This window comes from Lysobacter niastensis, from assembly GCF_031457115.1.
In the GTDB taxonomy this organism is placed as follows: domain Bacteria; phylum Pseudomonadota; class Gammaproteobacteria; order Xanthomonadales; family Xanthomonadaceae; genus Lysobacter_J; species Lysobacter_J niastensis_A.
In genome coordinates, this window is the sequence record NZ_JAVDVY010000001.1 from 1,171,371 (window position 1) to 1,192,613 (window position 21,243).

General features: G+C 64.8%; 14 protein-coding genes and 1 tRNA gene. 9 read left to right on the forward strand and 6 right to left on the reverse strand.

The window, feature by feature from the left end; translation table 11 throughout:
• The first annotated feature begins 17 nt into the window (after window positions 1-17).
• Together uvrB and J2X06_RS05390 are read left to right on the forward strand one after the other, a co-directional pair.
• Window positions 18-2,051, forward strand: coding sequence for an excinuclease ABC subunit UvrB (gene uvrB, locus J2X06_RS05385; RefSeq protein WP_310059243.1), 2,034 nt, complete (start codon window positions 18-20; stop codon window positions 2,049-2,051).
• A gap of 140 nt (window positions 2,052-2,191) precedes the next feature.
• Window positions 2,192-2,266 (forward strand) — tRNA-Val (locus J2X06_RS05390).
• Window positions 2,267-3,332: 1,066 nt separating this feature from the next.
• Here J2X06_RS05390 and J2X06_RS05395 read toward each other — a convergent pair.
• The 3 genes from J2X06_RS05395 to J2X06_RS05405 all read right to left on the reverse strand — a co-directional run bounded on the left by J2X06_RS05395 (window position 3,333) and on the right by J2X06_RS05405 (window position 7,418).
• The gene (locus tag J2X06_RS05395) at window positions 3,333-4,976 is read right to left on the reverse strand and encodes an alpha/beta fold hydrolase (RefSeq protein WP_310059245.1); all 1,644 of its coding nucleotides are present in this window, start codon (window positions 4,974-4,976) and stop codon (window positions 3,333-3,335) included.
• A complete protein-coding gene (locus J2X06_RS05400) occupies window positions 4,973-5,881 on the reverse strand; it encodes an alpha/beta hydrolase family protein (protein WP_310059246.1) in 909 nt (302 codons plus the stop codon). Before J2X06_RS05400 ends, J2X06_RS05395 begins: the two co-directional genes overlap by 4 nt.
• A 343-nt stretch (window positions 5,882-6,224) precedes the next feature.
• Window positions 6,225-7,418, reverse strand: coding sequence for a DUF1254 domain-containing protein (locus J2X06_RS05405; RefSeq protein WP_310059249.1), 1,194 nt, complete (start codon window positions 7,416-7,418; stop codon window positions 6,225-6,227).
• A 296-nt stretch (window positions 7,419-7,714) separates the two neighbouring features.
• Between J2X06_RS05405 and J2X06_RS05410 the strand changes: the two genes are divergently transcribed.
• Both J2X06_RS05410 and J2X06_RS05415 read left to right on the forward strand, forming a co-directional pair.
• Window positions 7,715-9,196 carry a DUF1254 domain-containing protein gene (locus J2X06_RS05410; RefSeq protein WP_310059252.1) on the forward strand — a complete coding sequence of 494 codons (1,482 nt, stop codon included), beginning with the start codon at window positions 7,715-7,717 and terminating at the stop codon, window positions 9,194-9,196.
• 262 nt (window positions 9,197-9,458) lie between these two features.
• Complete coding sequence (locus J2X06_RS05415) at window positions 9,459-10,970, forward strand: M20/M25/M40 family metallo-hydrolase (RefSeq protein WP_310059254.1); 1,512 nt, start codon at window positions 9,459-9,461, stop codon at window positions 10,968-10,970.
• A 250-nt stretch (window positions 10,971-11,220) separates the two neighbouring features.
• Here the strand turns inward: J2X06_RS05415 and J2X06_RS05420 are convergent, their stop codons facing one another.
• The 3 genes from J2X06_RS05420 to J2X06_RS05430 form a co-directional block, all read right to left on the reverse strand.
• Window positions 11,221-11,769, reverse strand: coding sequence for an ester cyclase (locus tag J2X06_RS05420; RefSeq protein ID WP_310059257.1), 549 nt, complete (start codon window positions 11,767-11,769; stop codon window positions 11,221-11,223).
• A gap of 398 nt (window positions 11,770-12,167) precedes the next feature.
• On the reverse strand, window positions 12,168-12,929 hold the full coding sequence (locus tag J2X06_RS05425; protein ID WP_310059259.1) for a LytR/AlgR family response regulator transcription factor: 762 nt from the start codon (window positions 12,927-12,929) through the stop codon (window positions 12,168-12,170).
• The gene (locus J2X06_RS05430; protein ID WP_310059263.1) at window positions 12,926-14,017 is read right to left on the reverse strand and encodes a sensor histidine kinase; all 1,092 of its coding nucleotides are present in this window, start codon (window positions 14,015-14,017) and stop codon (window positions 12,926-12,928) included. The genes J2X06_RS05425 and J2X06_RS05430 overlap by 4 nt, the downstream gene beginning before the upstream one ends.
• Window positions 14,018-14,725: 708 nt before the next feature.
• On the opposite strand from J2X06_RS05430, the gene J2X06_RS05435 reads away from it, so the two are divergent.
• The 5 genes from J2X06_RS05435 (at window position 14,726) to J2X06_RS05455 (ending at window position 21,203) form a co-directional block, all read left to right on the forward strand.
• A complete protein-coding gene (locus J2X06_RS05435; protein WP_310059266.1) occupies window positions 14,726-15,556 on the forward strand; it encodes an alpha/beta fold hydrolase in 831 nt (276 codons plus the stop codon).
• A 573-nt stretch (window positions 15,557-16,129) separates the two neighbouring features.
• Window positions 16,130-17,863: a tetratricopeptide repeat protein gene (locus tag J2X06_RS05440; protein WP_310059269.1), complete on the forward strand. Its 1,734-nt coding sequence runs from the start codon at window positions 16,130-16,132 to the stop codon at window positions 17,861-17,863.
• Between the two features lie 261 nt (window positions 17,864-18,124).
• The gene (locus J2X06_RS05445) at window positions 18,125-19,723 is read left to right on the forward strand and encodes an arylsulfatase (RefSeq protein WP_310059272.1); all 1,599 of its coding nucleotides are present in this window, start codon (window positions 18,125-18,127) and stop codon (window positions 19,721-19,723) included.
• A 296-nt stretch (window positions 19,724-20,019) separates the two neighbouring features.
• Window positions 20,020-20,319, forward strand: a complete 300-nt coding sequence (locus J2X06_RS05450; protein WP_310059274.1) for a hypothetical protein — start codon at window positions 20,020-20,022, stop codon at window positions 20,317-20,319.
• Window positions 20,320-20,582: 263 nt separating this feature from the next.
• A complete protein-coding gene (locus J2X06_RS05455; RefSeq protein WP_310059276.1) occupies window positions 20,583-21,203 on the forward strand; it encodes a DUF892 family protein in 621 nt (206 codons plus the stop codon).
• Window positions 21,204-21,243 lie beyond the last annotated feature (40 nt).

Here is a 21,243-nt window from a genome sequence, read left to right on the forward strand (position 1 = left end):
ACCCCGCATTGACCCCGATGAACGACATCGACCAGCCCGCCGGATTCCAGCTCGTAGCGCCTTATCAGCCCGCCGGCGACCAGCCGCAGGCGATCGATCGGCTGGTCGACGGGTTCGAGAACGGTCTGTCAGCGCAGACCATCCTGGGCGTCACCGGATCCGGCAAGACCTACACTGTGGCCAACGTCGTCCAGGCGGTGCAGAAGCCGACACTGGTGATGGCGCCCAACAAGACTCTGGCGGCGCAGCTGTACGGGGAGTTCAAGGCGTTCTTCCCGCACAACGCGGTCGAGTATTTCGTCAGTTACTACGACTACTACCAGCCCGAGGCCTACGTGCCGTCGAGCGATACCTTCATCGAGAAGGACAGCTCGGTGAACGAGCACATCGAGCAGATGCGGCTGTCGGCGACCAAGGCGCTGCTCGAACGACGCGACACCATCATCGTGTGCACCGTGTCGGCCATCTACGGCCTGGGCGATCCCAACGAATACTTCCGCATGGTGCTGCACATGGTGCGCGGCGAGCGCATCGACCAGCGCGAACTGATCCGCCGCCTCACCGAAATGCAGTACACGCGCAACGACACCGAGTTGCGCCGCGCCACCTATCGCGTGCGCGGCGAGGTGATCGACGTGCATCCGGCCGAAAGCGATTCCGAAGCGCTGCGGATTGAGCTGTTCGACGGCGAGATCGAGCAGCTGACCCTGTTCGACCCGCTCACCGGCGAGACGCTGCGCAAGGTGCCGCGCTACACGATCTACCCCGGTTCGCACTACGTCACCACGCGCCGCACCGTGCTCGACGCGATCGAGACGATCAAAGCCGAGCTGCGCGAGCGGCTTGAGCAGCTGTATTCGCAGAACAAGCTGGTCGAGGCGCAGCGCCTTGCCCAGCGCACCCAGTTCGACCTGGAGATGCTGGCCGAGGTCGGCTACTGCAACGGCATCGAGAACTACTCGCGGCACCTGACCGGCCACATGCCGGATGAGCCGCCGCCGTGCCTGTTCGACTACCTGCCGCCGGATGCGCTGCTGGTGGTCGATGAGTCGCACGTGACCGTTCCGCAGATCGGCGCGATGTACAAGGGCGACCGCTCGCGCAAGGAGACGCTGGTCGAATTCGGGTTCCGTCTTCCCTCCGCACTGGACAACCGGCCGTTGCGGTTCGAGGAGTGGGAGGGTCGTTCGCCGCGCGCGATCTTCGTCTCGGCCACGCCGGGTCCGTACGAGTTGCGCAAGTCCGAGGACCAGATCGTCGAGCTGGTGGTGCGTCCGACCGGCCTGATCGACCCGGAGGTCGAGATCCGTCCGGTCGGTACCCAGGTCGACGACGTGCTGGGAGAGATCCACGACCGCGTGGCGATGGGCGATCGCGTGCTGATCACCACGCTGACCAAGCGCATGGCCGAGAACCTCACCGAGTACCTGGGCGAGCACGGCGTGCGCGTGCGCTACCTGCACTCGGACGTGGACACGGTCGAACGCGTGGAGATCATCCGCGACCTGCGCCTGGGCAAGTTCGACGTGCTGGTCGGCATCAACCTGCTGCGCGAGGGCCTGGACATGCCGGAGGTGTCGCTGGTGGCGATCCTCGATGCCGACAAGGAGGGCTTCCTGCGCTCGGCCGGCTCGCTGATCCAGACCATCGGCCGCGCTGCGCGCAACGTGCGCGGCAAGGCGATCCTCTATGCCGACCGCCTCACCAATTCGATGCAGAAGGCCATCGACGAGACCGACCGCCGCCGGCAGAAGCAGGTCGAATACAACACCGAGCACGGCATCACGCCCAAGTCGGTCGCCAAGCCGATCGTGGACATCATGGAAGGCGCACGCGCCGAGCCGGGCGAGGTCGCCAAAGGGCGCGGCAAGGCCAAGCGGGTCGCCGAGAGCCTGGCCGATTACGCCAAGCTCAGCCCCAGCCAGTTCGCCGCGCGGATCAAGGCGCTGGAACAGCAGATGTACCAGCATGCGCGCGACCTGGAGTTCGAGGAGGCCGCGGCCGTGCGCGATCAGTTGCGTCGCCTGAAGGATGCTGGATTCGCCGCCTGATTCTGAATCGGCTCCGCACAGGGCGCGCAAGAGGGCACCACGGACGCCCGAGGTGCGGGATTTTTCGCTCCGGCTGTTGATGCCAGCGAGCCGACGGGCTAAACTGCGCGCCCCTCGTCGAGCAATCTCTGACGACGAAAGGGCGGTTAGCTCAGCGGTAGAGCACTACCTTGACATGGTAGGGGTCACAGGTTCGAACCCTGTACCGCCCACCAATTAAATCAACGGCTTCGGCCGTTTTTGATTGACAAAATCCGGCTCAGTACGGAAAAAGTACGGAAAACCGCCCTGTAGCAGGGGCGGTTTTTTCGTTTCTGTCCCACGCGAGATCGCCGGCATGTCGGCGGCGGGTGCAGGCGAAGCTCGTGCCGGGGACGGCGGCCCAACGGCGTGGCGCTTCCGATTAGGGAACGGCCAGCCTCAAGCGGTTTCGCGACGTGGTGGAGTCTAGGTTTGCCTCGACGAGGTCGGAGGCGTGGCGCGCGCGCGAGGCCACGGCGACACCACTACGACTATTCCCTTGGCAGGCGCTGACGTGCCCTTCGGGCCAGGCCCGTACGGCAGTTCCTCCCCGTCCAGGCGGAAGGTTCGGCGCGGGCGCGGGAAGGCGACCACATTCGGTGCGAGCCAGTAGAGGGCGGGCCATTCCATGGAGTCCATCATCCGCCAACGGCCATGACCGGCCGGTCAACGGCCTGGTCTACCCTGGGCGCAAGTCCTCAATCCGGATCCGTCGCTGCAAGATCTGCTGCGTTGGTACGCATCGGAGTTCGTCAATTCGCACGATCCCTTTGCGTAGTGCAGCGTTGCATTGCGTGGCACAGGTTCCCTTACGCCACGACTGCGGCTTGGCCGCCAGGAGAGGCATGCACGCACGCAAAGGTCCAGGCGCAATGCGAAGGGCTAGGGGGGCTGGCTGCCACGCGATCGCGTGCCGGTCTTCTCAAGCGCGGCGCTTTGATAGAGAAGAAGATGGCGGATCCGCGCGAGCCCAATCTCCTCTATGTGGCCTGGCGAGGTGATCATCAGGGCTGGGCACTGGAGTGGTGGCTGGCGCAGTTGCAGAACAAGCGGTTGGCGTCGCGCCTCGTTAAGGGTATCGAAATCATCGCCGCCGCTTGCAGTCGTCGTTCAGCGTCCGCTTCTGGCCGATAGCGGCCATCGAGGCGAGCCGATCCCTCGCGAAGCCGAACTTGAGGAAGGCCGCGTAAATCTCTATCTCGCACGCGATTGACCGGTGCACCTTGCAGCCGACGCACCATCGCGAGGGTGAGGGGCTCGCTAGCGCTCGTTATCAGCCAAACGCTGTGCGAAACCCTTGATCGCTTCGATCATCGGTGCCGTCTCGCCTAACCACCACCAATGCGCGGTCCCGGGCAATTCGAGCCACTGGGCGTCGGAAATGGCAGCTGCGACATGGCGGCCGGCGTCGACGCGCACGGCGCGGTCGCCTGTTCGATGCATGACAAGCGTCGGCACGCGCACCTGCGGCAGCAAAGCGCGTACGTCGCTCAGCGCGAGCGTGCGCAGGACGGCGTGCATGCAGCGCGGGCTGGAGCCGAGGCGCAGCATGCGCGCCCACCAGCGCCGCACCAGCGGATCGCTTGCGTGGTCGGGCGCGAAGGTGTCGATTGCAGCCGGGCGCCCCCATTGCGCGACAAGCGTATCGAGCCAACGTTCATAGCGCTCGGCGGTCAGTGCCCACGGATAGTCGTGCGCCGCGGTACCTCGGGCAAGCGTTGCCCAAAGGGCCAGCCCCGCAACGCGTTGCGGATGCTCGACCGCGAGCCGGATCGCGATCGGTCCGCCTTCGGACACCGCGAACACGAGCGCGCGCCGGCTGCCCACCGCGTCGAGTACCGCCAGCGCATCGGCGCTACTGACCGATGTATCAGCGGGATCGACGGTGCGATCGGAGAGCCCGACGCCGCGCCGGTCGTAGAGGATGAGCCGAAAATCGCGCGCGAGTTCGCGGAAGAAGGCAGCGGGCCCGCCAGGCTCCCAAGCCTGCTCCAGATTCGAGATGAAGCCGCTGATAAGGAGCACATCGAGCGGACCGGCGCCAAGCACTTGATAAGCGAGATGAACATCGCCGCTGCGCGTGAACCGCACTGCCACACCCGCGGGCGAGTCGTCGGCAAGCGTCATCGTGGCGGCGTCACGCCCGCGGATCTGCTCGGCGAGGTTGAGCGTTGCGACTTCCGGCTCGACGCCCAGCTCGTCGTGCAGGATCTGCCGGCATCGCTCGAACTGCTGCAATGCTGCGCGGGGCTGTCCGACAGCGGCATACAGTCGGATGAGTCGGCGCTGCGCATCTTCGTTCAGAGAATCGATCGCCACCAGCTCTTGCGCATAGTGGAGCGAGCGCTCGTGCTGCTGTGCGCCTTCGAACCGCGTGACGAGCTGCGCCAGCGCCTGCGCGCGCGCCTGGTGCAGCGATTCGCGCTGTCGTTGGAGCCACGCCGACACTTCGTCGCATTCGTCGAGCGCCAACCCCTCCGCGAACTCGGCGGCGGCCAGACCCGTCGCGTGCTCGAGGGCGGCGAGGCTCTCGTCGCTCGCGTCCTCAGTCGGGCGATACAGTCCCTGCGCGAGGGAGCGGCGCAGCGAGGCGATATCGGTGGCGGCACACACATCGCTCGCGAGCGCGACGGCCTGACGATCGGTGACAAGCGCGTTGCGCCCCAAATGGCTCGACATCTCGTGCAACAAGCGGCGCATGCGCCCGCGCGCGTCAACGTCGTCGGCATCGGGCCAGAGCATTGCAGCAAGGCGGGCGCGACTCATCGGACGCGCCTCGGCGGCGAGCAGAGCGAGGAGCGCCTGCTCGCGCCGTGCGCCCGGCTCGAACGTCCCCGATTCTCGTTCGAGCCGCACCGGCCCGAGCACGCGAAGCGCGAGACGTGCCGACACCTCAATGGTCATGCGACGGCCCGCTCGAGGCATTCGACGTTGACTCGGCGCAATTGTGGGCGCACCCAGGCGACGATTTCAGCGACCACCTCGTCCGGACTCCGCGCCCAGGAAAAGTGACGCCGCCACGGCGCGTCTGCCGTGACGCCGTCGATCTGCCGGCGCTCGATCGCGCAGGATGCGAGCTTCGCGAGCAGTTCGGTCGTCGCGCCCGTCGGCGCCACGGGATCGGCACGGATTTCGACCGACAGGACGGGCAGCACGATGTCATTCAGTGCCTCCTCGTAGTCGATTCTACTGCCTGCACAGCGATACCGGCCGGTGCTGGCGTTGTAACTCCAATCGGCCATCAATCGGCGCGGCTGGTCGCCGCCGAAGCCCAGCAGCCGGCCGGGGTACCAGGGCAGCAATGCAGCCACGGTTCGGACGGCCCGCACCGCGATGCCCGCGCGCCACCGCAACGCTTTTGGCCACACCCGATAGTGCGCGGTGCCGCTCGCCACCAAGATCAAGCCCGCGAGGCCGGGCGCCATGTGCGCTGCCGCGAGGCTGCCGAGCTGACCGCCCAGACTATGACCGACCAGATAAATGGGCCGACCGGGAAACTGCGCGGCGATCGAGGCGGTCAACGACGGGATGTCCTGCGCGACGATTTCCTGATAGCCGAATCGCGCGCCGCGTCGTGCGAGCGCCTCGCTTTGGCCCTGTCCGCGCAGATCCGTCAGCACCGCCACGCCCTTGGCGGCTTGCGCAAGCGCTTCCGCGAACGGCGTATAGAAGCTCGCGGCGACACCCATCGCCGGCAGGCACACGAACACCGGGCCGCGCGCGTGCGGCCGGGAATGATTGAAGATGACGACGAGCGCTGCCTGATCGTCATCGGCGAACCATGTTCGGCTGGGATCGAAGATCGTCATGAGCGGCTCCAGATTCGCTAAGGAGCCGTGAGCGTAGCGAGCGAGCGTCCGCTGATCGTCCGCTGGCAGCTCTCGGCTCGGGGCGTGAAGCCGGTCGAATCAGCTCCGGGGATCAGGCAGCATGGGACGGAGTGTCATGGAACTGGGCTTTGGAGATTTCGGCACTGCGCATACGACGTGGACCTATACCGGCCGATGCTCGGACCAGTCGTTCTCGACATGACCTTCTAGGCGCGTCATTCGCGAAACGACGTTCCGGCATTCTGGGCGCCGAAGCATCACCTTTGCTCCGGCCAGGAGGTCGCCCACCCCACGTCGTTTAGCGGTGACGAAGGTGTCAGCTTTACTGCGCTCGCCGCAGTGGCGGCTGGGTCCATTTGCCATTGACGGCCTCTTCTTTTGGCCAATAGAGGCGCAGCGCCATCGCAAACGGACCTTTCGGTGCAGGTAGCCAGTTGCTTTCCTTGTCCTTGCCTGGGGATTCGTTCTGAATTAGCAACGTAAGCCCGCCATCGGCATCGCGCTTGAACTGTGGAAGCATTGGCGAATTGAGCAGGTAACGATTGATCGGATTGGCCACGAGAAGACTTGACGGCATTTCGTACATCGTCAGCGACCAGAAGGCATTGACGGGCGGTAGTTGGCCCGGCCCAAAGCGCAGCGTGTAACGGTTGGCTCCGTCCAGTTTCTGCTTCGTCTCGTCCAGCGCGTAATACCCATAGATCGCTTCCTGTTTTGCATTTCCATAGAGGCCGAGTACGGCGCCCGTGAAGCGGTACAGATAGTTGTTCTTCAGCGATTCCCGAGAGCCGAACACGTCGCCAGAATTGATCTTCCCGTCAGCCCACTCCTTCTGCATCCCGCCCAAGGCAACCCAGGCGTCGGCCATGCCCTGCTGCAGGGCGGCCTTCACTTCTGGCGACAGCTTGCCGACGTCCAGCGTCTTCCCGGCACCTACACCGATCTTCGCGAAACGTGTCATGAGGTCCGTCTCGGATGGATGCGTCGGGGTGAACTGCAACATAAAGTTCAGGGTGTTGAAGAATTCAAGCGAGGTCTTTTCGTCTGCTGGACTGAGCGGCTTGATGAAATCGATGGCCGGTGCTGCTTTTGGTGCCGCGGTGCCAAGAAATGCCGACAGCGTCTGCACTTTGTAGCCCGCCTGGACCTTCTTCACGTTGTCCAGATCGCTGGGACTGAAGAGCTGCGTGCGATAGATGACAAAGGCGAACTCCGTCTCGGAGCGAAATGCTTTCTTCACCCCTTTGGGCGTCTCGCCTTTCCAATTGGGGCCAGCGACAAGGTAGCTGCCGCCATCGTTGCCTGTGGTGCGGCTGCCGATGTAGTCGAAGACGAAGGTATAGGCGTCGATGAGCTGGATGCTGAAGTAGCGCTTCTTGTCGATCGGCGGTGCGGTGAGGACGACGGGCTCCGTGCGCAGGTCCAACCCCACGAACGAATACGGCGTGTCCGAGTTGGGCGATTGAATGGCCTTGTCCGCGGGCGTGTGCGTCGCCCTGCCGGGCGTCGGGCGCAAACGGCTGGCCTTTCACGATGCCCAGCGGGGCGCAGAATCCTGGTGAAGCATGGCGTCACCCGGTGGGGTTACCGCATGCGGCCAGATCGATGCCTTTGAGCCTCAGGAAGTCGTCAAACGACTTGTCGGGCCGGAGAGCCTTCAGTGATGGTTGCCGCAAGATGCCGGCCGAAAGCCGGTGGCAAATGCGCCGCTCCCGCGGACCAGGGAACGACTGCTAATGACCCAGAGCGGTCGTCACGTGAGCTGAACAATTCCCGGTGTAATCGAAGGCGTCCCCCTCCGAGAAGAATGCCATGGGCTCATCAACGCACTGGCTGTGGGCGCAGACCGCCCTGGCCGTCCCTGTCCTGCTGTTCGGTCTGGCCGCTTGCCAGAAGAAGGCCCCCGAGACCGCCCAGCCTTCTGCCACCGCACCTGAGGCCGCGACGTCCGCGGCGCCTGCGACGGGCGCGGTCACGCCGGAAGAAGCGCGCACCATCGCCAAGGAGGCCTACATCTACGGTTTCCCGATGGTGGACAACTACCGCATCCAGCACGCCTATTTCGTCGACACCAAGAACCCCGAATACAAAGGCCCCTGGAACACGCTCGTCAACATCCCGCGGGTCTACACGCCGAAGGACACGGCGATCCAGACGCCCAATTCCGACACGCCGTATTCGATGGTGGGGATGGACCTGCGTGCCGAGCCGATGGTGCTGACCATTCCGCCGATCGACAAGAAGCGTTACTACGCCGTCCAGATGATCGATGCCTATACCTTCAACTTCGCCTACATCGGCAGCCGCGCCACCAGCGGCGAGCCCGGCAACTACATGATCGCCGGCCCGAACTGGAAGGGCGAGACCCCCAAGGACATCAAGCAGGTCATCAAAGCGGAAACGGACTTCGTGATCGGCGCATATCGCACCCAACTGTTCAACCCGGCCGACCTCGACAACGTGAAGAAGGTGCAGGCCGGCTACAAGGCGCAGCCGCTGTCGGCGTTCCTCGGCCAGCCCGCGCCGCCGGCGGCGCCGGTCGTCGAGTTCATCCAGCCGCTGACGCCGGAGGAGCAGAAGACGTCGTTGAAGTTCTTCGACATCATGAACTTCATCATGAAGTACACCCCGCCGAATCCGACGGAGACGGACGTGCTGGCGCGCTTCGCCAAGATCGGCGTAGGTCCCGGGCAGACCTTCAATGCGGACGCGCTGTCGCCGGAGATCAAGGCCGCGATCCAGGAAGGGATGAAGGACGCGTGGGCGGACTTTGCAACGCTGCAGAAGAAGATCGACGCGAAGGAAGTGACGTCGGGGGATTTGTTCGGTACGCGCGAGTACCTGAAGAACAATTACCTCTATCGCATGGCGGCGGCCGTGTTGGGCATCTACGGCAATTCCAAGCAGGAGGCCATGTATCCGGTCTACCCGGTCGATTCGACCGGCCAGAAGCTGGATGGTTCCAAGCGCTACACCCTGCGCTTTGCCCCGGGCCAGCTGCCCCCGGTCAATGCGTTCTGGTCGCTGACGATGTACGAGTTGCCACAGAGCCTGCTGGTGGACAATCCGATCAACCGCTACCTGATCAACTCGCCGATGCTGCCGCAGTTGAAGAAGGACGCCGACGGCGGCCTGACGCTGTACATCCAGAACGAGTCCCCCGGCAAGGACAAGGAATCCAACTGGCTGCCCGCGCCGAAGGGACCGTTCGTGATGTTCATGCGCCTGTACTGGCCGAAGGAAGAAGCGACGAGCGGCAAGTGGACCGCGCCGCCGCTGAACGTGGCGTCCTGACGAAAGAGCGTTGCGCGCTGTTGGTCCGTCGCGGGAAATATCAGGACGTAACCGTCCCGTGGGATGTCCGCTTCCGACCCGAAGCGGACATTCGGCGCCGTCTCCGGCGTGTCCATACCGTTCGGGCGGGCTATCCATCGGCTTGCACATCGCATGTCCATCGATGAACTTCCGGCAATGGAGTCTTCGGACTCGTCGCGAAATCGGCCGAAGCAGCATACGGCCGTATACTCGACCGCGACTCAGTCCGCCGGGGAACCTCATGCTCGCACCGCTGCTCGCGCTGGGCCTTGCGACCGGCGTCGCCGCCGCACCCGCCGCTGCCGACTTCGAGCGCGTGGTGCAGGCGAACCTGCCCGAGTTCCTCGAACTGTTGGCGATTCCCAACGTCGCCAGCGAGCCCGCCGACATCCGCCGCAATGCCGCGTTCCTCGAGGTTGCCCTCGAACGCCGCGGCTTCAGCGTGCAGCAGCTCGACAACCCCGCGCGACGGCCGCTGGTATTCGCCGAGATGCGCAGTACGCGGCCCGACGCTAAGACGGTGTTGTTCTACATCCACTTCGACGGCCAGCCGGTGGTGCCGGAGGAGTGGGCGCAGGCCAGTCCCTTCGTGCCGGTGGTGAAGCAGCGCGTGGGCGAGTCGTGGCAGGTCGTGCCGACCGCGCGCCTGCAGCAGTTGCCGCTGGATCCCGAGCTGCGCGTGTTCGCGCGCGCCGCGTCCGACGACAAGGCGCCGATCGTGATGGTGCTCAATGCCATCGACCTGCTGCGCGAACGCGGTGCCACACCCGCGCAGCACATCAAGCTGCTGCTCGACTCCGAGGAGGAGATGTCCTCGCCCAGTCTGGCCGGCGTCGCCGAACGCCATAGCGCGCTGCTGACTGCGGACGCTCTGGTCATCCTCGACGGGCCCGAGCATGCCTCCGGCCGCCCGACCGTGGTGTTCGGCAACCGCGGCATCGCCCAGGCCACGCTCACGGTGTACGGGCCGAAGGCGCCGCTGCACAGCGGCCACTACGGCAACTACGCGCCGAACCCCGCGATCCGCCTCGCGCAATTGCTGGCCGGCATGAAGGACGAGGACGGGCGCGTGCTCGTCGCAGGCTATTACGACGGCGTGCGCCTCGATGACAGCGAACGCGCGAAGCTCGCCCGCACGCCCGACGACGAGCCGGCGCTACGCAAGCGCATCGGCATCGCGCAGGCGGACCGGGTCGGCGCCACCTACCAGGAAGCGTTGCAGTATCCGTCGCTCAACGTGCGCGGCCTCGCGTCCGCTTCGGTCGGTGCCAAGGCGGCCAATGTCGTGCCGAGCGAGGCAGTCGCCGAGCTCGACTTCCGCACCACGCCGGAGACCGACGGCGCGCACCTGCAGGACCTGGTGCAGGCGCACATCGAGAAGCAGGGCTACCACGTCACCGCGGGCCCGCCGACCGATGACGAGCGCGCGCGCTATCCGCGCCTGGCCAGTTTCGTGCGCGGCCCGGTGCAGCGCGCCGTGCGCACGCCCGACGACGCGCCGCTGTCGCGCTGGGCGATCGCCGCACTGTCGGCGCCGCAGGTGGCGGCGGGCGTCGAGCCGGTGCGCATCCGCATGATGGGCGGCACGCTGCCCACCGACGTGCTGGTCGATGCGCTCGGCTTGCCGTTCGTGATGGTCTGCACGGTCAACGCCGACAACAACCAGCACGCGCGCGACGAAAACATGCGCCTCGGCAACTTCGTCAGCGGCACCCGCGCGATCCATGCGCTGCTGACCACGCCACTGGACTGACCGCCCCCCGGCGCCCGCTTCTGCGCGAAGGCCGCGAAGGCCTCGCGCGCTTCCGGGCCGCGCAGCCTTTCGAGGAATTGCGACAATTCGGGCCGGCAGCTGCCCGGGTGTTCGGGCGTTCCAGCCCTGCGGGGGCTTGGGGCGCGTGAGCCCCCGTGTTGAGAACGGCATCCGCTCGCGACCGTGGCGACGCCTCTGACCTTGTGAGACTGCTCTTGGTCGGCTATGCGAGGCGCCGCATCAGCCTGGGTCAGGGAGGACCAGGAGGAGAGTTGCCGTCGGTCGCCGGCGCCGCTGCCGGCGTCGGCAACAGGCCCAGTTGCTTCATCAGCCCAAGCGAATCGGCGCATGTCCATTCTTCGGCGATTCGCCCGTCCGCGATTCGAAACAGCGTCGTGCCCGTGGCTTGCACTGCGCGACCGGTCGCCGGAATACCATTTCCGGTGCCGGTGTTGGTCCCGCGCGCGGTCCAGCGCACGGCCACCAGATCGCGCTCGGCAACCTGCTTGTCGACCGTGATCTTGAGATCCGGAAACGCCTCGCGCCATCCCTTGGCTTCGGCCATGCCATCGGCGTGGGTGAAGGTTGTCCTGCCGCCGTGCCCAACGAAGCCTGCACTGTACGGCACTTCGAATCGACCCTGATTGAGGCCTTCCTCGTACACCCTGCGGGTGATCGACTTGTTGAGCTCCACAGACTCGGCGGGAACGCCGTCGGACGCAGTGGCCTCGCACGGAATCACGCCGGTGAGGGCGACGATTGTTGCCACTGCGGACAGCAGGATGTTGAACGTCTTCATGACCATCTCCGAAACGCGGAAGTGCGTGCTGCGGATGATGAGGTCCCGTACGACCGCTCGCGCCCCCCTTGGTGTCGGGCGGACGCGGCGGTGGGATGAGTAGCGGCTGCGCAGTGACGGGAGCGTGTCGTACGTCGGCGCTACCGGCATGTTGTCCATCGTGGTTGCAGGATGCGAGCTGAACTTGGCGATCGGGCCGATCTACCGCAGTTGCGGGGCGCAACGGACGCGCGTGGCCACGCAGCTCGACCAGCGTCCACGGGTGCCGTAGGGCTTCATGCAGCGGCTGCGCTGGCCGCGATCCTTGCAATTAACGGTTGAGATCGCCCATCCCAGGCGGCGGAGCGCGCTCTATTGCGTCGCCTGACCAGGGAAGCGAGCCGTGCGGAAAACAGCGCTCAGCGAAGCAACACTTCGAGCGCCGCCCGGTAACGGCGGCTGCCGTTGACCTGCGCGCCGTTCTTGAGGAGAACGACGAAGTCGCCATTGAACAGTGGCTGGACTTCGCGAATCCGGGCGATGCTGACGATCGCCGCGCGTGATACCCGGATGAAGCGTTGCGGGTCCAGGCGGGACTCGAGGCTGGTCATCGTCTCGCGCAGCAGGTGCTGTTTCGCGCCTGTGTGGATCTCGACGTAATTTCCCGCGGCGACGATGCGATCGACCTCGTCGATGTCGAGCAATCGAACGCGACCCTCGGATCGGATTGCGAGTCGCGAGGGGTAACGCTGCAGTTCTCCCCGATCGATCGACTTCAAGGCCTCGGAAACGCGGCGGACAAAGCCGTCATCGGGATGGGCCAGGTGGGAACGAGCGCGCTGCAGCGCACGGCGAAATCGTTCCGGATCGATCGGCTTCAGCACGTAGTCGATCGCTTGAGCATCGAACGCCCGCACGGCGTGTTGATCGAACGCGGTTACGAACACGACCGCCGGCATGCGGGTGCCCCCGATGGCTTCAATGACGGCGAACCCATCGAGTTCGGGCATCTGCACATCGAGGAAGACGAGATCGGGCGAATGCGCGCTGATTGCCGATACAGCCGCTCCACCGTCACTGCACTCTGCGACGACTTCGATGTCCGGCTCCTGCCGCAGCAGCCGCAATATCCCGCGGCGGGCGACCGGTTCATCGTCAACGATCAGTGCGCGGATGGTCATGCGACAGTGCGCCAAGGCAGCTCGATCTCGGCGATGACGCCGCCGTCATCGGAATTTCGCACCTCGAAGCGTTGCCTGTCCTCATACAGCAAGCGCAACCGCGCCCTCGTGTTCGCCAGGCCGACGCGTTCGGTCGTCGCCGATGGTAGCCCTCGGCCGTCATCGACGACGCACAGCATCAGGGAGTCGCCATGCCGGTCCGCTTTGATTTCCACTCGCCCCGGTCCGGCGCGCGTGGCTAGGCCGTGGCGCAGCGCGTTCTCGACGAGGGGTTGGAGGATCAGGTTTGGAACCCGCGCTTGGAGAACCTGATCAGGAATGAGGATCCGGTAGCTCAGGCGCCCGCCGAAGCGGGCCTGCTCGATCTCGAGATAGTTCTCGAGAAAGGCGATTTCTTCGCCGAGCGTCACCTCATGCGCCTCGGTGCTGTCGAGCGAGAGGCGCAGCAACGCGCTGAGCCGCAGGAGGACCCGATCTGCTGCGTCGACATTCTCGTGCATCAGCACCGAAATCGTGTTGAGCGCGTTGAAGAGGAAGTGTGGCTGCAGCTGGGTGCGCAGCGTCTGCAGGCGGGCATCGGCCAGTTGCGCTTCAAGGCGGAGTCGCCGGCGATCCTTTTCCCGGGCGGTCCGCACGAGTCGCTCCACATGTGCCGCGGCGACGATCAGCCAATAGACCGGGAGGTTCAGCAGATATGTCGTGCCAAGCAGCCGGCTGAAGGTGCCGAGCCAGGTGGGTTCGACCTGGGTCGCACCGATGACGGGCGCCGCCAGCGCGAAGACCGCCAGGTTGAGCAGGGCGCAGGTCGCCGAAGCGACGCCGTGTACCGCTAGCGCGGCAAGGATGTGCGGTCGCTGGAGCGGGAACCGAGCCTCGAGTCGGAGCGCGATCGGCGTGAGGGCAGCCCAAACCGCAGCCCAGACGAGCCAGATGGCACTGGCACGTGCCCAAGCCAACGATTCGCCGCGCACCTGTGCAGCAAACCAGGCCTGCCCGGCGAAGAGCATCGCCACCAGCGCCCATGCCCCCAGAATGGCCACGCCCCGACGGCCGATTCCGGACCCGTTCTCCACCGCCGGTGTCGCCATTTAGTGCTCTTCTCCAGAGAGTTGTGCAACCGGCCGGGCTGCTTCCCGTCGCCGACCCCGTCGCCGGCGTTGGCAGCATACCCAATTGCTTCATCCGCCCGAGCCAGTCGCTCATGTCCATTCCTCGCGCGATGCGTGGTGCCATCGTCCCTTGGTTGCAGGTTCCTGAAGCCCAGGGAGGGACGACCGGGGGCCGCAGTGGGGTGAGTGGAGGCTGCAGCCACAGAGGGCTCGTCGTCGGGGTGTGAGCCAGTGCCGGCCTGCGCGTCCGTCTACCGCCGCAGGTTGCAACGGCCTTGTGCAACGCAACCCGCCGTTGCACTTGCACGTGCTCTATCACTGACCGCCTCTGGCCGATAGCGGTCATCACTTCGAGTTCAGCGCTACGGCGGGCCGAACGTCTGCTATCGGCCAGAAGCGGACGCAATCTGGCCGTCTCCGAGGCTGATCCGAGCGGCGGACATCGGCATGTTCGACTTTGAGAGTGCAGCGCAGGTACCCGATCGTGCGGCAGCGGACGCACAAGAGCCACCGGAGCGAAGCGCACGACGCTGGCACCAGCGACCCCGCAACATTGCTCGCATTGACCGGCACCACCAATTCATTCGCGTAGCCATGTCTCATGGCATGGGATAGGAGTGTCGTCCGCACTTATGCTTCCGCGCATGCACGGGCACTCCCGCTGGTGCAAACACGGAGATGCAATGCATGGGATTGACGTTCAAGGCAGTGCTGCTGGCAACGACGATAATGGCTGCAACGGTTGCGCATGCAGGTGAGGCGCCGGTGCAACGCCACGGCTACGTGCTGAAGGCCGAGCAAACCGGCAATGGCCCCGTGGACGTCGTCTTCGAGTCGGGTTTCGGCCAGGGCGCGGGCGTGTGGAAAGCCGTCATCGCTGATCTCGGCGAGCAGTGCCATTGTGTCGCGTATGCACGCGCCGGGCTGGGCAAGTCCGGGACGGACGGCAAGACCAAGACAATCCAGGCACATGTCGAAGATCTGGGTGCGATGATCGACTCGCTCGCGCCGGGCCGCAAAGTCGTGCTCGTCGGTCACTCTTATGGCGGCCTGCTCGTGACCGAGTTCGCGAAGCAGCATCCGGAGCGCATTGCCGCATTGGTCCTCGTCGACCCCGCGACGATGAGCCAGCGCCGCGCGTACATGGCGGCTGACCGCAATCGCGTGCTCGCCGACGACAAGGCGCTGCTCGGCATGCTGCCGCCGGCGATGGGTGCGGATTACCGGTTGCTTATCCAACAGCTGGACAGCGCCGACGCTGCGTCTGCACGTGCGATGCCCGACCTTCCGGTGGCGCTGCTGACCTCGACGCAGATCGCGGCTGATCCGATGGTGTTGGAGGAAACGGCCCAGGGCAAAGCCATCTGGAAGGCCCAGCATGCAGCCCTGTTTGCCAGCTTCTCCCGTGGCAAACACCAGTATTTGGCGACGGGCCACAACATCCATCGGGAGGATCCGAAGGCGGTCGCGGACGCAATCCGCGACGTCGTGGCGTCGGCGTCCAAGCCGACGAACTGATCCCTCGGACGACCGGGAGAGCGTGGCCGCAATCAATGGACGCGGCCACGCCTTCAACGTGCTGCGCTGTCGTCTCCCGGTACGGATTGGGCCTTCAACGGAGCCTTGCGGCCCACAAGCTTGTCCTTGTTCCAAGGGACTGGGTTAGCGCCAGCGTTCTGCATGTCGGACTCCAGGGTGGGAGGTTCGAACATGCCTCAAATGCCCAGGGGGCTGCCCGATGGCCGCTACCGACCCATTGCGGACATTCGGTCTGCAGTTCGTGCGGTCGCGCTTGGTCCGGTTATTCGCCGGCTTGTTAGCCGGACGCAGGCTCGGGCACGGATAGAGTGGGCCCGGGGCCTTGCCGCAGGGAGGTGACATTCGCGAACGAGCCGTGCGTCCCGGTCGAAGGTTCGCCGGCGCCGGGATCGATTGCAGAAGACCTCGACACAACCCGCTTGGCCGCTTCGGCCCCTCGGAGACGTTCGCGGATTTCGAAGCGACATTCGGACGCTCCCGCAGGGGCGGTCTGCCAACGTGGCGCTTGAGGGTGGAGACATGTCCGTATTCGCGGAGCTGAAGCGTCGCAACGTGGTGCGTGTCGCCGTGCTGTATGGCCTCGCGGCCTGGCTCATCCTGCAGGTCGCGGAGGTGCTCTTCGGCCTCCTCGATCTGCCGACCTGGGCCGGCAAGCTGGTTCTCGGATTGCTTGTGCTCGGTTTTCCCCTGGTGCTGATCTTCTCCTGGGTCTACGAGCTGACGCCGGAGGGCCTGAAGCGCGAACACGAAGTCGAACGCCACCAATCCATCACCCGGGAGACCGGCCGGAAGATCAACTATCTGATCGGCGCCCTGGCGGCGATCGCTATCGTGATGATCGTCGCCGAGCGATTCGTTCCGCGTGCAGCGCCCAACCCCGGCGCGACGCAAGCAGGTGCGCCGAGCGCGAGCGCGCCCGTCCTTGCCGCGACGAAGTCCATCGCAGTGCTCCCGTTCGCGGACATGAGCGAGGGCAAGGACCAGGAATATTTCGCCGATGGCCTGTCGGAGGAACTGCTCAACCTGCTGGCCAAGATCCCCGACCTGCGGGTGGCCGCGCGCACCTCGGCCTTCAAGTTCAAGGGCGAGAAGGTCGACCTGCAGGACGTGGCGCGCAAGCTCAATGTCTCGCACGTGCTCGAAGGCAGCGTGCGCAGGTCAGGCAACAAGGTCCGCATCACGGCGCAGCTGATCAAGGCGTCGGACGGCTACCACGTCTGGTCGCAGACCTACGATCGCACGCTCGATGACATCTTCGTCGTGCAGGACGACATAGCCGGCGAAGTGGTCAAGGCGCTGAAGCTGACCCTGCTCGGCACGACGTCGGCGACGCGTTCGAGGCCGACGGACCCGGAGGCCTACAACCTCGCCTTGCAGGGACGTTTCTTCGTCGGACGGCGTAGCAAGGAGGACCTGGAGCGTGCGGTCGATTACTTCCAGCGGTCGCGTGAGCGCGATCCCGGCTATGCCCCGGCCTGGGCAGGGTTGTCGCAGGCATACGCGCGGCAAGCCGACGGCGGTTTCCTGCCGATCGCGGACGGCCATCGACAAGCGCGCGGGGCCGCGGAGAAGGCGCTGGCGCTCGATCCGCAACTCGTCGACGCGCACCTGGCGATGGGCTGGATCCAGCTCTCTCACGACTTGGACTGGGCGGCCGCGGACGCCAGCTATCGCACAGCACTCGACCTCGAACCCGGCAACGCCGAGGCCCTCAGGCACGGCGGCTGGCTGGCGGGCAACCTCGGACACTGGGACGAAGCGATCGACCTGATGCACAAGGCCATCGAGCGCGACCCGCTGCGGCCGAATTCCTACACCTACCTCGGCTACCTGTTTCTGGCAGTCGAGCGCGACTCGGAGGCCGAGGCCGCATTCCGCAAGGCCCTGGAACTCGATCCCGACGGAGCCGCCCGGCACCGGACGATCGGGTTGGCCCTGCTCCTGCAGGGCAAGACCGACGCCGCGCTGCGGGAAATGCAGCAGGAGACGGACGAGGGTTGGCGGCTCGCGGGATTGCCGCTCGTATTTCACGCGCTCGGCCGGCGCGGCGAGTCCGACGCGGCGCTGGCGGCCCTGAAGGACAAGTACGCCGGGGACTCTGCCTATCAGATCGCCGAAGTACACGCCTTCCGCGGCGAGGCCGCCCTGGCGTTCGAGTGGCTCGAACGCGCCTATGCCCAGCGCGACGCCGGCGTACCGGAGATCAAGTGCGACCGGCTGATGCGCGGGCTCGTCGGCGATCCGCGCTACAAGGCGTTTCTCAGGAAGCTGAAGTTGCCCGAGTGATTGTGCCCGCGATCGCGAATGTCCGCTCCTGGCCGGTAGCGGACATCGGGGTTACCCGGGCGCCGGGGCCGGGGCTAACGTCCGCTTTCGACCCGAAGCGGACATTCGTTATCTGAAGACGTATGCCCGATGGTCAGAACTCGATGCTGGCCAACACCATGAACGGATCGCCTTGGAGTCGGTTCTTGACATCGAACCGGTAGCGAAATGACTTCGGCGTGGGCGTGGGCGTCGGCGTCGGCGTCGGAGTAGGTGTTGCCGATGCGTCCTTTGAAGCGAGGCTGGGGCATCGGCAGGATGTCTGACAACAAAGGAGCGCCGGGCCGGTCGTCGTGCTTTTTCGTTCCCATTTCGAACTTCCTGTGGAACAAGAACGCACGCGAAAAAATGCACTCCCGGGCGTTACCTTCACGTCAATTCAACCCGGTCCTGGGCACTTTCCAAACGCATTGCCGCAAAGATGCCTGTAGCACTCCCAGTGCGCCCTTCCGGAGGCGATCGATGAGCGAGAAAGGACCGAACATCGTCTATTTCCTGGTCGACAACCTCGGCTTTGGTGAGCTCGGATGCTACGGCGGTGGCATCCTCCGCGGGGCGGATACCCGGCGCATCGACGCATTCGCCGGTGAGGGCAAGATGCTCCTCAACTTTGCACCGGAGGCGCAGTGCACGCCATCGCGCTCCGCCCTGATGACCGGCCGCTATGCCATCCGCTCGGGGAATCACACCGTCGCCATGGCCGGCAGCGAGGGTGGACTCGTGGCCTGGGAAAGGACCATGGGCGATGTACTGTCGGAACACGGCTACGCGACTGCCTGCATGGGCAAATGGCACATCGGCGCATCCGAGGGACGCTGGCCGATCGACCATGGTTTCGACGAGTGGTATGGCATTCCCAGGACCTGGGATGAAAGCCTGTGGCTCGACGACCCCTGGTACGACCCGGCTCGCGACCTGGTCAGCCATGTCATGGAGGGGCGCAAGGGAGAACAGGTCTATCCGGTTGCGCAACTGACGCTGGATGTCCGCCGGGATATCGACACAGAGTTCCTTGCCCGCAGCAAGGACTTCATCAAGCGCAGCGTGGATGCGAAGGCGCCATTCTTCCTCTACTTCAACCACTCGTTGATGCACCTTCCGACGATTCCGCGGCTGGAGTTCAAGGGAAAATCCGGACAGGGAGACTGGGCGGACTGCCTGCTTCAGCTCGATGCCGATTTCGGCACGATGCTCGATTACCTGGATGAGTTGGGCATCGCGGACGACACCATCGTCGTCTTTTCCGGAGACAACGGTCCCGAAGAAGTACAGCTGTGGCGCGGCCATTCCGGGTTCTTCGCGGGCTCCTACTTCACCGGGATGGAAGGTTCGCTGAGGACGCCCTGCGTGGTGCGTTATCCGGGCAGAGTTCCGGTCGGCGCGAAGAGCAACGAGATCGTGCACATCACCGACATGTACACCACGCTATTGCGATGGGCCGGAACGGATGCGCCGCAGGATCGGGTCATCGACGGCGTCGACCAGCGCGATTTCCTGGAGGGACGGCAGGAGACATCCGCTCGCGAGGGCTTTCCCTACTGGATGGGCGACGTGCTCTACGGCGTGAAATGGCAGAACTTCAAGCTGGCGATGTATTCCCAGAAGACGCTGACCGAGCCGGCGCAAAAGCTGGCCTCGCCGTATCTGATCAACCTGATGACCGACCCGGGGGAACGGGAAGCATTCGATCTGCCCTACCTGCATTCCTGGGTGGGCGTGCATTTCGCGAAGATTCTTGGGGATTTCGCCCGCAGCGTGAAGCGTGAGCCGCCGATCCCGGCCGGCGCGCCGCTGGACCATGTCCCGGTGTCGAAACGCTAGCGACGCGACGAGGGCCTACTTGCCATCAGTGCCTCCGCTGGAGGATGACCGGACGTGAATGCGCCCGCCTGCGTTCGATGAGTGTGAATGTCCGGTTCTGGCCGGAAGCGGACACTTGGGCCAGGGTGGTCGCCGGTTGGCGACAGACGTCGGCTTCCGAGTCCTGCAGTCCCTGGAACCTTCTGATGGGTGGACGCATCCGATTGGCGACGGGCGCGGTGCTTTCGCCAACGTCTTAGGATGGCGTCGGATGCGGGGCAGCGCTACGCTCTCCTGGTCGTATCCGTTGGTGGCGTATGGAAAAGGTGGATCGCTATTCCGGTATCGTCAGGAACATGGGGACTCAGGATCTCGACCTACTCGAATGCCTGCTGCGCATCGACCAGAACCTCTCCCTCGATGACAGGGCCTCCGCGCTGCTCGACCGTCTCGTCGAAGGCGGATTGGTGGACAGGGAAGGCGCGTTCCTCGCGCTGACGACGGCTGGCATCGAGCGATGTCGCTCACTGCAGCATCGCATCGCCTCCGACGAGGAAGCCGCAAAGGTGCTCGCCGCTCGCGGAATAGCCTTGGCTGACATCATGAGCCGCAAGTAAGCAGCCGTACTTTGTTGGTTCCTGGTTTACCTGACGCCAAAGGCACCGGTTGAGCGATCACCTTGACCACGCGCTTCGCACAGCGGCGTGAAGCGCATCGATTGACGCTGATTCGATTTCAGTGGCGCTCACATTAGTCCATGGCCTGCGTTCACACGTGGCTCCATGAATGAGCGGTCGTGCGACGATCCATCGACGCCTTCGCAGCCCATGAACACACGCGTCTCTATAAGTGATTCCGTTATTCACCAACGGACTCAATCATGGCACGTACATCAACGTTCGATCAGGCACAGCTACACGAACTGCTTCTGCAGGCACTGGAAACGGAGCGCGGTGGCATCCAGGTTTACACTGCGGCAATTCGTGCGGCCAAGAACCCTGAACTCAAGAAGGAATGGCAGGAATACCTGGACCAGACGAGGACCCACGAAGAGGTGCTCACCCGCGTTTTCGGTGAACTTGACATCGACACCGAGGCGCAGAGTGCTGGCCGTTCGGTCGTGTCGCACCTTGGCAAGGCGCTGGTTACTGCGATCGAGATGGCGATCAAGGGAGGCGATCCTGCCGCCGCTGAACTTGTGGCTGCAGAGTGCGTGGTCCTCGCCGAAACCAAGGATCACCAGAACTGGGAGTTGATCGGCCACGTTGCAAAACATGCCAAGAGCGACTACGCGCGACTGCTAAAGATGGCGTACGACGCCGTCGAGAATGACGAGGACCATCATCTGTATCACACCATGGGTTGGGCGCGTGAACTGTGGATTGACTCATTGGGCTTCCCTGCCGTGATTCCGCCGCCGGAGGAAGTCAAGAAAGTGGAGACTGCAATCGGCGCCTCGCGCGCGGAACAGGCTCGAGACGAGATGCTGAAGCGGCATTGACTATCGCAGTCAGTGCGCCCTCCAACGGAAGCGCTGACCG

Excerpts from the sequence above, each read along its gene's own strand:
- uvrB (WP_310059243.1), top strand. The coding sequence starts at position 18 with ATGAACGACATCGACCAGCCCGCCGGATTCCAGCTCGTAGCGCCTTAT.
- J2X06_RS05395 (WP_310059245.1), bottom strand. The coding sequence starts at position 4,976 with ATGACCATTGAGGTGTCGGCACGTCTCGCGCTTCGCGTGCTCGGGCCG.
- J2X06_RS05400 (WP_310059246.1), bottom strand. The coding sequence starts at position 5,881 with ATGACGATCTTCGATCCCAGCCGAACATGGTTCGCCGATGACGATCAG.
- J2X06_RS05410 (WP_310059252.1), top strand. The coding sequence starts at position 7,715 with ATGGGCTCATCAACGCACTGGCTGTGGGCGCAGACCGCCCTGGCCGTC.
- J2X06_RS05415 (WP_310059254.1), top strand. The coding sequence starts at position 9,459 with ATGCTCGCACCGCTGCTCGCGCTGGGCCTTGCGACCGGCGTCGCCGCC.
- J2X06_RS05420 (WP_310059257.1), bottom strand. The coding sequence starts at position 11,769 with ATGAAGACGTTCAACATCCTGCTGTCCGCAGTGGCAACAATCGTCGCC.
- J2X06_RS05425 (WP_310059259.1), bottom strand. The coding sequence starts at position 12,929 with ATGACCATCCGCGCACTGATCGTTGACGATGAACCGGTCGCCCGCCGC.
- J2X06_RS05430 (WP_310059263.1), bottom strand. The coding sequence starts at position 14,017 with ATGGCGACACCGGCGGTGGAGAACGGGTCCGGAATCGGCCGTCGGGGC.
- J2X06_RS05435 (WP_310059266.1), top strand. The coding sequence starts at position 14,726 with ATGGGATTGACGTTCAAGGCAGTGCTGCTGGCAACGACGATAATGGCT.
- J2X06_RS05445 (WP_310059272.1), top strand. The coding sequence starts at position 18,125 with ATGCGTCCTTTGAAGCGAGGCTGGGGCATCGGCAGGATGTCTGACAAC.
- J2X06_RS05450 (WP_310059274.1), top strand. The coding sequence starts at position 20,020 with ATGGAAAAGGTGGATCGCTATTCCGGTATCGTCAGGAACATGGGGACT.
- J2X06_RS05455 (WP_310059276.1), top strand. The coding sequence starts at position 20,583 with ATGGCACGTACATCAACGTTCGATCAGGCACAGCTACACGAACTGCTT.